This is a genomic window from Streptomyces camponoticapitis, from assembly GCF_014646115.1.
GTDB classification, from domain to species: Bacteria; Actinomycetota; Actinomycetes; order Streptomycetales; family Streptomycetaceae; genus Streptomyces; species Streptomyces camponoticapitis.
Window position 1 is genome coordinate 53,338 of the sequence record NZ_BMMV01000017.1, and the last position, 12,036, is coordinate 65,373.

At 71.2% G+C, this 12,036-nt stretch carries 10 protein-coding genes; 4 read left to right on the forward strand and 6 right to left on the reverse strand.

Annotated elements, in window-relative coordinates:
* The first annotated feature begins 12 nt into the window (after positions 1 to 12).
* The 3 genes from IEY79_RS24065 (at position 13) to IEY79_RS24075 (ending at position 2,656) form a co-directional block, all read left to right on the forward strand.
* The gene (locus IEY79_RS24065) at positions 13 to 1,332 is read left to right on the forward strand and encodes an NAD(P)/FAD-dependent oxidoreductase (RefSeq protein ID WP_189109666.1); all 1,320 of its coding nucleotides are present in this window, start codon (positions 13 to 15) and stop codon (positions 1,330 to 1,332) included.
* 4 nt (positions 1,333 to 1,336) lie between these two features.
* Positions 1,337 to 1,639, forward strand: a complete 303-nt coding sequence (locus IEY79_RS24070; RefSeq protein WP_189109667.1) for a 4a-hydroxytetrahydrobiopterin dehydratase — start codon at positions 1,337 to 1,339, stop codon at positions 1,637 to 1,639.
* Positions 1,640 to 1,714: 75 nt separating this feature from the next.
* Positions 1,715 to 2,656, forward strand: coding sequence for an AraC family transcriptional regulator (locus IEY79_RS24075; RefSeq protein WP_189109668.1), 942 nt, complete (start codon positions 1,715 to 1,717; stop codon positions 2,654 to 2,656).
* 142 nt (positions 2,657 to 2,798) lie between these two features.
* Here IEY79_RS24075 and IEY79_RS24080 read toward each other — a convergent pair whose 3' ends face one another.
* The 3 genes from IEY79_RS24080 to IEY79_RS24090 all read right to left on the reverse strand — a co-directional run bounded on the left by IEY79_RS24080 (position 2,799) and on the right by IEY79_RS24090 (position 6,764).
* Positions 2,799 to 3,638 (reverse strand): aldo/keto reductase, encoded by an 840-nt coding sequence (locus IEY79_RS24080; protein ID WP_308426686.1) that lies wholly within the window; start codon positions 3,636 to 3,638, stop codon positions 2,799 to 2,801.
* Between the two features lie 87 nt (positions 3,639 to 3,725).
* Positions 3,726 to 5,525 carry an AMP-dependent synthetase/ligase gene (locus IEY79_RS24085; RefSeq protein ID WP_189109669.1) on the reverse strand — a complete coding sequence of 600 codons (1,800 nt, stop codon included), beginning with the start codon at positions 5,523 to 5,525 and terminating at the stop codon, positions 3,726 to 3,728.
* A 342-nt stretch (positions 5,526 to 5,867) separates the two neighbouring features.
* Positions 5,868 to 6,764 carry a LysR substrate-binding domain-containing protein gene (locus tag IEY79_RS24090; RefSeq protein ID WP_373292615.1) on the reverse strand — a complete coding sequence of 299 codons (897 nt, stop codon included), beginning with the start codon at positions 6,762 to 6,764 and terminating at the stop codon, positions 5,868 to 5,870.
* Positions 6,765 to 6,949: 185 nt separating this feature from the next.
* Between IEY79_RS24090 and IEY79_RS24095 the strand changes: the two genes are divergently transcribed.
* Positions 6,950 to 8,059, forward strand: a complete 1,110-nt coding sequence (locus tag IEY79_RS24095; protein WP_189109767.1) for a bile acid:sodium symporter family protein — start codon at positions 6,950 to 6,952, stop codon at positions 8,057 to 8,059.
* A gap of 158 nt (positions 8,060 to 8,217) precedes the next feature.
* Here the strand turns inward: IEY79_RS24095 and fdhD are convergent, their stop codons facing one another.
* The 3 genes from fdhD to IEY79_RS24110 are packed head-to-tail and all read right to left on the reverse strand — an operon-like array spanning position 8,218 to position 12,031.
* Positions 8,218 to 9,057 (reverse strand): formate dehydrogenase accessory sulfurtransferase FdhD, encoded by an 840-nt coding sequence (gene fdhD, locus IEY79_RS24100; protein ID WP_189109671.1) that lies wholly within the window; start codon positions 9,055 to 9,057, stop codon positions 8,218 to 8,220.
* A 56-nt stretch (positions 9,058 to 9,113) separates the two neighbouring features.
* Positions 9,114 to 9,971, reverse strand: coding sequence for a 2Fe-2S iron-sulfur cluster-binding protein (locus IEY79_RS24105; protein ID WP_189109672.1), 858 nt, complete (start codon positions 9,969 to 9,971; stop codon positions 9,114 to 9,116).
* Positions 9,968 to 12,031, reverse strand: coding sequence for an NAD(P)H-dependent oxidoreductase subunit E (locus tag IEY79_RS24110; RefSeq protein ID WP_189109673.1), 2,064 nt, complete (start codon positions 12,029 to 12,031; stop codon positions 9,968 to 9,970). Before IEY79_RS24110 ends, IEY79_RS24105 begins: the two co-directional genes overlap by 4 nt.
* Positions 12,032 to 12,036 lie beyond the last annotated feature (5 nt).

Below are 12,036 nucleotides of genomic sequence, written 5' to 3' on the forward strand. Positions count from 1 at the left end.
CCGGAGTCGAACGTGAGCCGTTCCCGCATTGTCGTCGTCGGAGCCGGATTCGCCGGCTTCGAGGCCGCCCGTACGCTCTGCCGACGCGTACGGGACGAGGCCGAAGTCGTCCTCCTCAATCCGACCGACTACTTCCTCTACCTGCCGCTGCTGCCCCAGGTGGCCGCCGGAATCCTGGAGCCACGCCGGGTGACCGTCTCGTTGCCCGGCGCGCTGCCCCGGGTACGCCTCGTACTCGGGGAGGCGGACCACGTCGACCTGGAGAAACGGTCCGTGCGGTACAGGGGCCCCGAGGGCGAGACCGGCGAGCTGACGTACGACCGGCTCGTACTCGCCGTCGGCAGCGTCAACAAACTGCTGCCCATCCCGGGCGTCGCCGAGTACGCGCACGGTTTCCGGGGCCTGCCCGAAGCCCTCTACCTGCGCGACCACGTCACCCGCCAGATCGAACTCGCCGCCGCCGGGGACAGCCCCGAAAACCCGGCGCGCACCACCTTCGTGGTCGTCGGCGCCGGCTACACCGGCACCGAGGTCGCCGCCCAGGGCAAGCTCTTCACCGACGACCTGACCCGCAAGCAGCCCGGCCGGAAACGGAGGCCGGCCCCGCGCTGGCTCCTCCTCGACATCGCGCCCAGGGTCCTGCCCGAGCTGGACGAAAGACTCTCCGCCACCGCCGACCGCGTCCTGCGCCGGCGCGGCGTCGACGTCCGCACCGGCACGTCCGTCACGGAAGCCACCTCGGAGGGCGTCCATCTGGACGACGGGGAGTTCATCGAGACCCGGACCCTCGTCTGGTGCGTCGGCGTACGGCCGGACCCGCTGGTCGCCGATGTCGGCCTGCCCGTCGAACGCGGCCGGCTGGTCGTCGACCCCCGGCTCAACGTGCCCGGCCACCCCGAGGTCTTCGCGTGCGGTGACGCCGCCGCCGTACCCGATCTGACCAGGCCCGGGGAGTACACACCCATGACCGCGCAGCACGCGACCCGCCAGGGCAAGGTGGCCGGCCGCAACGTGGCCGCGTCCCTCGGCCACGGGGAGCAGCAGTCGTACCTGCACCACGATCTCGGTTTCGTCGTCGACCTCGGCGGGGTCAAGGCGGCTGCCAACCCCCTGGGGGTGCACCTCTCCGGACCGGTGGCCGGGGCGGTCACCCGCGGTTATCACCTGGCGGCCATGCCGGGGAACCGGGTGCGCGTCGCGGCGGACTGGGCGCTCGACGCGGTGCTGCCGCGGCAGTCCGTCCAGCTCGGCCTCGTACGCTCCTACAACGTTCCGCTCGACACCGCGTCCCCCGAACTGGCCAGGGTCCCCGGCGGGCCCCGTAAGGAGTGACCTCATGGCGAAGGAAGCACTGTCGTCGCAGGAGATCGACGACCGGCTGGCGGCGCTGCCGGAGTGGTCCCTGGAGGACGGGAAGATCACCCGGAACTACCGGCTCACCGACCACTTCGCCGCGACGGCGATGGTCGTGCACGTCGCGCGGATCCAGCAGGAGCTCAACCACCACTCCGATCTCACCCTCGGTTACAACACCGTCGACGTCGCGGTGAACTCGCACGACGTGGGCGGGATCACCGAGCGTGACTTCGATCTGGCCGCACGCGTCGAGGAGATCGCGCCCACGCACGGCGCGCTCTGAGCCGGCGACGGCCGCTGCGCGTGGGCGCCGGGACGCCCGTACCCAGGGGGCGTACGCGCCTCTAATCTGGGCGGTATGGACGCGCTCGCCGGACTTCTCGACGGACCCCGGGCCCGAGGGGCCTTCCTGCTCCGCATGGTGATGGAACCGCCGTGGTCCGTCCGGATCGAGGACCGGGCGCCGCTGTGTCTGATGTGCGTCACGCGCGGCGAGGCCTGGATCGTCCGGGGCACGGACCTGCCACCCGTCCACGTGCTCCCGGGCGACGTCGCGATTGTGCGGGGCCCGGAGCCGTACACCGTCACCGACGCCCCGGGCAGTGCTCCGCAGGCCCTCATCGGCCCCGGCGGCACCTGCCACACACTGCGCGGCGAACCGCTCGCCCAGTCGATGAGGCTGGGCGTACGGACCTGGGGCAACGCGCTCGACGGACCCTCGACCATGCTCGTGGGCACCTATCAGATGGCGGGCGAGGTCAGCCGGCGGCTGCTCGACGCGCTTCCCGACGTGCTGCGTCTGCCCGCCGACGCCTGGGACTGCCCGCTGCTGCCCTTCCTGGACGACGAGATCTCACGAGACGACCCCGGCCAGAGCGTCGTGCTCGACCGGGTGCTCGACCTGCTGATGATCGCGGTGCTGCGGACCTGGTTCTCCCGGCCCGACGCCGCCGCGCCCGGCTGGTACCGGGCCATGGGCGATCCGGTGGTGGGCCAGGCGCTGCGGCTGCTGCAGAACGAACCGGCCCGTCCGTGGACCGTCGCGTCGCTCGCCGCGGAGTGCGGGGTCTCCCGGGCGGCGCTCGCCCGCCGCTTCACCGAGCTGGTCGGCGAGTCACCGATGGCGTATCTCGCCGACTGGCGGCTGTCGTTGGCCGCCGACCGGTTGCGGGAGACGGACGCCACGGTCGAGTCGATCGCCCGGCAGGTCGGCTACGGCGGCTCGTTCGCGCTGAGCGCGGCGTTCAAGCGGGTACGGGGCATCAGCCCGCAGGAACACCGGGCGGGAAAGCGGGAGTAGGGCCTTCGGTTCCCCGGGTGCCCCGCTCTTCGCCGCCGCGCCCGCGCTCTTCCTCGGTGGCCGGCCGTCGCACCCGGCGGCGGCGGGGGAGACCCCCGGCGCCGGACGGTCCGAACCGTCCGGCGCCCGGGGACCGGCGTGTTCAGGCGTCGTAGGTGTCCGGGTCCGGGCCCAGCCGGGTCCCGGAGTCCAGCGCGGCGAGCGCCGCCAGGTCCTCCGGGTCCAGCTCGAAGCCGAACGGTTCGAAGTTCTCCTTGATCCGCGACGGTGTCACGGACTTCGGTATCACCACGTTGCCGAGCTGAAGGTGCCAGCGCAGCACGATCTGCGCGGCGGTCCTGCCGTGCTTCCGCGCGATCGCCAGCACCGTCGGGACCTCCAGCAGCCCCTTGCCGGAGCCCAGCGGCGACCAGGCCTCCGTGACGATGCCGTGCTCGGCGTTGAACGCGCGCACCTCGGTCTGGGCGAGCTGCGGGTGCAGTTCCACCTGGTTGACCGCCGGCGGGAGGGATGTCCTGCCCAACAGGCGCCGCAGGTGCGCGGGCTGGAAGTTGGAGACGCCGACGGCCCTCGCCCGGCCGCTCCCGGCGATCTCCTCGAAGGCGCGCCAGATGGTGAGGAAGTCGTCACGCACGGCGCGCGGCCAGTGGATCAGATAGAGGTCGATGTGGTCGAGAGCGAGCCGTTCGAGGGAGCGGTCGAACGCGCGCAGGACAGCGTCACGCGTCCATGTCTCGTTCTTGCCGTTCCACAGCTTGGTGGTGACGAAGAGTTCGTCGCGGGGGATCCCGGAGGCACCTATGGCCTTGCCTGTGCCCTCTTCGTTCCCGTAGATCTCGGCCGTGTCGATGCTGCGGTAGCCGGCCTCCAGGGCCGTGCTCACCGCCCGCGTCGCCTCGTCGTCGGGTACCTGCCAGACACCGAACCCCAATTGGGGCATTTCGACGCCGTTGTTGAGGGTGAGGGAGGGGACCTTACTCACGTGCGGTCGATCCTTACGTCGTCGGTTGATTTCTCAGGGCCGCAACCAACGCGGCCGCGCGGGCATTCCCGCGTGCTCCCCCCCGGGTCACCGGTAGAGCGCGTCCACCTCGACCGTGTACGCCGTCTCGATCGCCTTGCGTTTGAGCTTGAGCGACGGCGTCAGCAGTCCGTGCTCCTCGCTGAAGGGATGGGCCAGGATCCGGAACGTACGGATCGACTCGGCCTGCGACACCAGCGTGTTGGCGGCCACCACCGCCCGCCGGATCTCCAGCTCCAGATCCGGGTCGCGCACCAGGTCGACCGGTCCGAGCGGCGGCTTGCCCCGCATCGCCAGCCAGTGCTCCACCGCCTCCTGGTCGACGGTGACCAGCGCGGCGATGTACGGGCGGTTGTTGCCGACCACGATGCACTGGGCGACCAGGGCGTGCGCCCGTACGCGCTCCTCAAGAGCCGCCGGGGAAACGCTCTTTCCTCCGGACGTGACCAGGATCTCCTTCTTCCGCCCGGTGATGGTCAGATATCCGTCCTCGTCGAGCGCCCCGAGGTCACCCGTGGCGAGCCAGCCGTCACGCAGGACGGCTTCGGTGGCTTTCGGGTCGTTCAGATAGCCGTTGAAGACATGCCCGCCGTGCAGCCACACCTCGCCGTCCTTGGCGATGTGCACCGTGGTGCCGGGAATGGGCTGGCCGACCGTCCCGTACCGGGTGCGCTCGGGCGGGTTGGCGGTGGCGGCCGCGCTGGACTCCGTCAGGCCGTAGCCCTCGAAGACGGTGACACCGGCGCCCTCGAAGAAGAGGCCGAGCCGCCGGTCCATCCCCGAACCTCCCGACATCGCGTGCCGCACCCGGCCGCCCATCGCGGCACGCACCTTGGAGTACACGGCCTTCTCGAAGAACTGGTGCTGGATCCGCAGCCCCGCCGAAGGACCGGGGCCGAGCCCGAACGCCTTGTGCTCCATCGCCTCCGCGTACTTCACCGCGACGTCCACGGCCTTGTCGAACGGGCCTGTTCTGCCCTCGCGTTCCGCCTTGCGGCGCGCGGCGTGGAAGATCTTCTCGAAGATGTACGGCACGGCCAGGATGAAGGACGGCCGGAACGCGGCCAGGTCCGGGAGCAGTTCGTTCGCCCGCATCACCGGCTGGTGGCCCAGCTTCACCCGCCCCCGGATCGCGGCGATCTCGACCATCCGGCCGAAGACGTGCGCGAGCGGCAGGAAGAGGAGCGTCGACGCCTCGTCGCCCCGCTTGGAGTGGAAGACCGGCTCCCAGCGGGCGATCATCGTGTCCGTCTCGAACATGAAGTTCGCGTGCGTGATCACACAGCCCTTGGGGCGGCCGGTGGTGCCCGAGGTGTAGATGACCGTGGCCGTGGAGTCGGGTGTGACCGCCCGGCAGTGCCGGTGGACGACCTCGTCGTCGATGTCGGCGCCGGCGCGGGTCAGTTCGTCGACGGCGCCGGCGTCCAGCTGCCACAGCTTCTTGAGCCGGGGGAGACGGTCGATCACCGAGCCGACGGTCATCGCGTGGTCCTCGTGCTCGACCACGCACGCCGACACCTCGGAGTCGTACAGCATCCAGAAGACCTGCTCGGCGGAGGAGGTCGGATAGACCGGCACGGACTGGGCGCCGACCGACCAGAGCGCGAAGTCGAAGACCGTCCACTCGTACCGGGTACGGCACATGATCGCGACCCGGTCGCCGAACCGGACACCGTGCGCCAGCAGCCCCTTGGACAGGGCCATCACCTCGTCGCGGAACTGGGCCGACGTCACGTCGTGCCACACGCCGTCGGCGTCCTTGCGGCCGAGCGCGACCCGGTCGGGATCGTCCATCGCATGATCGAATACGGCGTCCGCCAGCCCGCCCGCATGGGGCGCAGACGCCATGGGTCGGACTGTGAACTCGCGCAATGACCTGCTCCTTGTGGCGCTCCGCACGGCGCCGTGACGCTACCCCAAGGCGGAGTCCGGCGGGAGGGAGCGGACGGAAGTCGCGCCTTGCCGTATCGGTGCAGGTCAGAGGCAGGAAGACGGCGCTGAGGAAAGACTGCGGACGGTCTTCTGACCGTAGAGTAAGTGTGCCTTGGGGGAATCTCCACCGAATCTGTACGGTGCGATTACGCCCCCGCCCCGGGGAGGGGGCTTGGCCTGTACCAGCGCCTCGGTGTGGCGGGTTCTCGTCGGTGGCGGATGTCGCGGATCTGGCGGGTGTGCCGCGAGAGTCGCGGCTCAGCGCGCCTCGGCCGGGCGGTGCAGCCGGTCGCCGCCCGCCAGAATGGCGTCGGCGAGCGCGTCCGCCGGACTCCGGTCCGACGCCCGCGCCGCCGCACGGACCGGCCGCCGTCCGTGCAGCAGCACGAAGTCCACACCGCCCAGCTCCGGCAGGGCCGCGCGGGCCGGTACGGGCACCAGGCCCGGCGGGATCAGTCCACGGGTGTGCGCCATCACGCCGAGACCCGCGCGGGCCGCCGCGATCAGCCCGCTCAGGCTCGCGCTCGTACAGGCGATGCGCCAGGCGCGCCCGTCCGCCTCCAGCACCTCCAGGGCGCGGGCGCGGGTGATGCCGGGCGCCGGGAACAGGATCAGCGGCACCGGACGCTCGGGATCGATCCGCAGCCGCGGCGCCCCGATCCAGACCAGCGTGGACTGCCAGACCAGCTCGCCGTGCGTGTCACCGCCCCGGCGCTTGGCCAGCACCAGATCCAGCTCGCCGGCCGCCAGGCGCTCGTGCAGCACCCCGGACAGCTCGACGGTCAGCTCCAGATCGACCTCGGGGTGATCCGCGCGGAACGACTCCAGGATCTCGGGCAGCCGCGTCAGGACGAAGTCCTCGGAGGCGCCGAAGCGGAGCCTGCCGCGCAGCCGGGTCCCGGAGAAGTACTCCGCCGCCCGCTCGTGGGCCGCGAGGATCGTACGGGCGAAGCCGAGCATGGCCTCGCCGTCCTCGGTCAGCTCCACACTGTGCGTGTCCCGCGTGAAGAGCTGCCGGCCCCCGGCCGCCGCCTCCAGCCGCCGTACGTGCTGGCTGACCGTCGACTGCCGTACGCCGAGGCGCCGCGCGGCCTGGGTGAAGCTCAGGGTCTGCGCCACGGCGAGGAAGGTACGCAGCTGCGCGGGGTCGTACATGTCGTACATGCGGCACAGGGTAGCCCGGGTCATCGCGGACCGTGATGACAGTCAGAGCCGCATGCGGGATTCCCGATCAAGCTCGGGCCCTGGATCATGGAGAGCGCGCGATCCGTCCCGGAACACGGACCAAGATCCGGAACGCGTAAGAGATCCGGAGCACACAGCAAGAGCCAGTGGAGCACATGAACCGCCGCCGTACGCCGTCCCCGTCACCCCCGTCCCCAGGGTCCCCCCGGTCTCGGCGGCTGCCGTCCTGGCTGCCCCTGGACCCGTACATCCTCGCCCTCCTCGGCACCGTCGCCCTCGCGGCCCTGCTGCCCGCGTCCGGCACCACGGCGGACGTCGTCGGCGGGGCGTCGACCGGCGCGGTCGCGCTGCTCTTCTTCCTGTACGGCGCCCGGCTCTCGACCCGTGAAGCCGTGGACGGCCTCAAGAGCTGGCGGCTCCATCTGACCGTCCTGGCCTGCACGTTCCTGATCTTCCCGGTGCTGGGGCTGGCCGCCCGCGGGCTCGTGCCCTTCGTCCTGACACCCGAGCTCCACAACGGGCTGCTCTTCCTCTGCCTGGTCCCGTCGACGATCCAGTCGTCCATCGCCTTCACGTCCATGGCACGGGGCAACGTACCCGCGGCGATCTGCGCCGGATCCTTCTCCAGCATCGCGGGCATCGTGGTGACCCCGCTGCTCGCCGCCCTGCTGCTCGGCGGCGGCACCGCCGGCATCTCGCCCGACTCGCTGCTGCGCATCGTGGCGCAGCTGCTGCTGCCGTTCGTGGCGGGCCAGTTGCTACGGCGCTGGGTCGGCGGCTTCCTCGCCCGGCACCGCACACTGCTGGGCCGGGTGGACCGTGGCTCGATCCTGCTGGTCGTCTACACGGCCTTCAGCCAGGGCATGGTGGCGGGCATCTGGCACCAGGTCACCCCGGGGCGGCTCGGCGGGCTGTTCGCGGTCGAGGCGGTGCTGCTCACGGTGATGCTGACGATCACCTGGTACGGCTCGCGGCGGCTCGGCTTCAACAGGGCGGACCGGGTGGCGATCCAGTTCGCGGGCTCGAAGAAGAGCCTCGCGGCCGGGCTGCCGATGGCGAGTGTGCTGTTCGGCGCGCAGGCGAGCCTCGCGGTACTGCCGCTGATGCTGTTCCACATGCTTCAGCTGGTGGTGTGCGCGGTGATCGCCAAACACCGCTCGAAGGACACGCCGGAACAGGACACGGCGCTCACCCCGGCCGGCGTACCGGCGAGTGAGCCGAAGGGCGCGCCGCTGTCGAAAGGGAGAGCGCGCGGAGGTTGGTGAGGAACGAGCGGACCGAACACGGTCGACCCTCGACAGTGGCTCAAAGCGCCCGGAGGTGAACCGAGCCCCCGGAGAATTCAGGAGGGACCCGGCCGGCGCAGGGGGCGCTCCCCGCCGGCCGGGTCCTTATCCCGTGTATCCCGTGCAGCGGCAGCGCGTCACACCTCGCTGTGGAGGGCGATGCGGTCGTCGCCGGCATACACGTTCATGGAGGGGCCGCGGAGGAAGCCGACGAGCGTCAGCCCCGTCTCCGCGGCGAGGTCGACGGCGAGCGACGACGGTGCGGAGACCGCCGCCAGGACCGGGATTCCGGCCATCACCGCCTTCTGGGCGAGTTCGAAGGACGCCCGGCCCGAGACCAGCAGGATCACCCGCGAGAGCGGCAGCAGACCCTGCTGGAGCGCCCGCCCGACGAGTTTGTCCACCGCGTTGTGGCGGCCCACGTCCTCCCGGATGTCGAGGAGTTCGCCGGTCTCGGAGAAGAGGGCCGCGGCGTGCAGACCCCCGGTCCGGTCGAAGACCTGCTGTGCCGCCCGCAACCGGTCGGGGAGGCCGGAAAGCAGAGCCGGTTCGACCCGGACCGGGGGAGTGTCGGCGATCGGGAACCGGGCCGTGGTGCGTACGGCGTCGAGGCTGGCCTTGCCGCAGAGCCCGCACGAGGACGTGGTGTAGACGTTGCGTTCCAGCGTGATGTCCGGCATCGGGACGCCGGGTGAGAGCTGGACGTCCACCACGTTGTACGTGTTCCTGCCGTCGTCCGTCGCGCCGGCGCAGTACACGATCGACCGGACGTCCTCGGCCGAGCCGAGGACGCCCTCACTGACCAGGAATCCGGCGGCGAGCGCGAAGTCGTCGCCGGGGGTGCGCATGGTGATGGCGAGCGGCTTGCCGTTCAGCCGGATCTCCATGGGTTCCTCGGCGACGAGGGTGTCGGGGCGGCTGGTGACGGCACCGTCCCTGATGCGGATGGTGCGGCGGCGTTCGGTGACCCGTCCCATGGCGATCCTTCCCGTTCCTCGCTCGTCGCGCCCCGCCGGTGCCGGGGCGACCGGCTCTAGTGCTGCTGCGCGTGCTGGTAGCCGAAGCGGCCCTTGATGCACAGATTGCCGTGGGTCACCGGGTTGTCGTGCGGTGAGGTGACCTTGACGATCTCATTGTCCTGTACGTGCAGGGTGAGGTTGCAGCCCACGCCGCAGTACGCGCAGATGGTCGTGGTTTCCGTCTGCGCCTCCTCGTTCCAGGTCCCGGCCTCGCGCATGTCGAACTCCGACTTGAAGCTGAGCGCGCCCGTGGGGCAGACCTCGATGCAGTTGCCGCAGTAGACGCACGCGGATTCGGGGAGCGCCACGGCGTGCTCGGTGGAGATCCGTGCGTCGAAGCCGCGGCCGGCGACGGAGATGGCGAAGGTGTTCTGCCACTGCTCGCCGCAGGCGTCCACGCACTTGTAGCAGAGGATGCACTTGTCGAGGTCGCGGACGTAGAGATCGTTGTCGATCTTCGGTGTCTCGTTGACCCGGGCCGCGTCGGGCCCGAACCGGTCGGGCTTCGCCTCGTACTCCTTGATCCACTCGGCCACCCGCGGTGTCGTGGAGAGGTCGGTGGACGAGGCGAGCAGTTCCAGGACGACCTTGCGGCTGGTCCTGGCGCGCTCGGAGTCCGTCTTCACCTCCATGCCGGCCTCGGCGCGGCGTGAGCAGGCGGGAGCGAGCGTACGGGCGCCCTCGACCTCGACGACACAGACCCGGCACGCGTTCTTCGGGGTGAGCGTGTCGCCTTCGCAGAGCGTCGGGATGTCCTTGCCCGCCGCCCGGCAGGCGTCCAGGATCGTGGAGCCCTCGGGGACCCGGACGGGTTCGCCGTCGAGTGTGAACTCAAGCAGACGGCGCGGCAGTTGAAGAGGAATGACGGTCACTTGAAAGCCCCCAGACGGTCGATGGCGGACTCGACGGCATTCCACGCGGTCTGTCCCAGACCGCAGATGGAGGCGTCGCGCATGGTCTGACCGACCTCGCGCAGCAGCGCGACGTCGTCGGACGCCTCGGCGCCCGTACGGTCCTTGATGCGGTGCAGCGCTTCCTCCTGGCGGACGGTGCCGACCCGGCAGGGCACGCACTGACCGCAGGACTCGTCGCGGAAGAACTCGGCGATGCGCAGCAGTGTCCGGGGCAGGCCGACGGTGTCGTCCATGACCAGGATCACGCCGGAGCCGAGGGTGGTGCCCGCGGCCCTGGTCCCCTCGAAGGTGAGCGGGATGTCCCGCTCGTCGGGCCGTACGAATCCGCCCGCCGCGCCGCCGAGCAGGATCGCCCGGATCTCGGTCGGGGTGCCCGCGAGGTCGAGGAGATCACCGAGGGTGGCGCCGAACGGCAGCTCGTAGATGCCGGGCCGCTCGACGCTGCCCGAGACGCAGAAGAGCTTGGGGCCGGTGGAGTTGCCGGTGCCGATCGCCGCGTACGCCTCGGCTCCCATCGTCAGGATGGGCAGCACGTTGATGAGCGTCTCGACGTTGTTGGCGGCCGTCGGCTTGCCGAACAGCCCCTTCTCCACCGGGAACGGGGGCTTGGAGCGCGGCTCGCCGCGGAAGCCCTCGATGGAGTTGAAGAGGGCCGTCTCCTCACCGCAGATGTAGGCGCCGGCGCCCCGGCGGATCTCGATGTCGAAGGCGTAGCCCTGGCCGAGGACGTCGTCACCGAGGAAGCCGCGCAGGCGGGCCTGGGTGAGGGCGTTCTCCAGGCGGTGCAGGGCGCGCGGGTACTCGCCGCGCAGATAGAGGTAGCCGACATGCGCGCCGGTGGCGTAACCGGCGATGGTCATGGCCTCGATCAGGGCGAACGGGTCGCCCTCCATGATCACCCGGTCCTTGAAGGTGCCGGGTTCGGACTCGTCGGCGTTGCAGACCAGATAGTGCGGCCGGTCGGGCTGGGAGGCGGTGGCCTGCCACTTGCGCCCGGTGGGGAAGGCCGCGCCGCCGCGGCCGAGCAGCCCGGAGTCGGTGACCTCGCGGATCACCCCGGCGGGGCCGATGTCGAACGCGGTCCGCAGGGCGTGGTAGCCGCCGTGCGCCCGGTAGTCGTCGATGCTGTACGGGTCGACGACGCCGATCCGCTGGAGCAGCATCAGGCCGTCCTGCCCGGCCTGCGGTACGGCCATGGCGGCGGAGGGCTCCTCGGGGGCGTCCTCCGGTGCCGTGGCGGCCTCGACCAGCGTGTCGACCGTGGCCGGGCCGATGACGGCGAACGCCTGCCGCCGGGGCGCGGGTTCGGCCGACGAGCCGTTGGCGTGCGCCCGCAGGGGCGTGACCACCGCGCCGTTGGAGGCGAGGTCGGCCCGGATGGGGGTGACACCGGCGCCGCCGGTGTCACCCCCGACCGTCTCGTCCGTGTCGCCCGCCGTGTCCGGGAGGCGCGCGGGCCCCGGGGTGAGGACGTCCCTGAGCCGGGGGTCCCGCTGCGCGGGGACCGTGTCGGACGGGGTGCCCGCCTGAAGCACCAGCGCCGCCGGGGCCCGTTCGCACAGGCCCAGGCACGGGCTCGGCTGCCAGACGACACCGTCCGCCGCCGAGCCCGCGGCGCCTATCCGTTCCTCCAGGTCCGCGCAGAGCTTGGCCGAGCCGTTCCCGGCGCACGCCAGGTCGGTGCAGACGTGCAGCACCTTGGCGGGCCGGGGCTTGACCGCGAACATCGCGTAGAACGTGGCCACGCCGTACGCCTCCGCCGGCGGCACCGTGAGCCGTCGGCAGAGGTAGGCGAGCGCGCCCTCGCTGATCCAGCCCACGCGGTCGTTGATGGCATGCAACCCCGGCAACAGCAGGTCGCGCCGTTCGCGTGCCTCGCGACCACCGCGGGCCCAGCGCAGATCCGCGTCCGAGCGGTCTTCCGCGCCTTCCCACGCCGACGTCGCGGGGCCGAGCAGCGAGTCGACCGCCGCCCGCTCCTCGTCAGTCGGTTTGCTGTCACCGAAGTGCAGGTCCACTGATT

Bases quoted from the DNA above. Each gene is read 5' to 3' on its own strand.
- IEY79_RS24070 (WP_189109667.1), top strand. From the start codon at position 1,337: ATGGCGAAGGAAGCACTGTCGTCGCAGGAGATCGACGACCGGCTGGCG.
- IEY79_RS24075 (WP_189109668.1), top strand. From the start codon at position 1,715: ATGGACGCGCTCGCCGGACTTCTCGACGGACCCCGGGCCCGAGGGGCC.
- IEY79_RS24085 (WP_189109669.1), bottom strand. From the start codon at position 5,525: ATGGCGTCTGCGCCCCATGCGGGCGGGCTGGCGGACGCCGTATTCGAT.
- IEY79_RS24090 (WP_373292615.1), bottom strand. From the start codon at position 6,764: ATGTACGACCCCGCGCAGCTGCGTACCTTCCTCGCCGTGGCGCAGACC.
- IEY79_RS24095 (WP_189109767.1), top strand. From the start codon at position 6,950: ATGAACCGCCGCCGTACGCCGTCCCCGTCACCCCCGTCCCCAGGGTCC.
- fdhD (WP_189109671.1), bottom strand. From the start codon at position 9,057: ATGGGACGGGTCACCGAACGCCGCCGCACCATCCGCATCAGGGACGGT.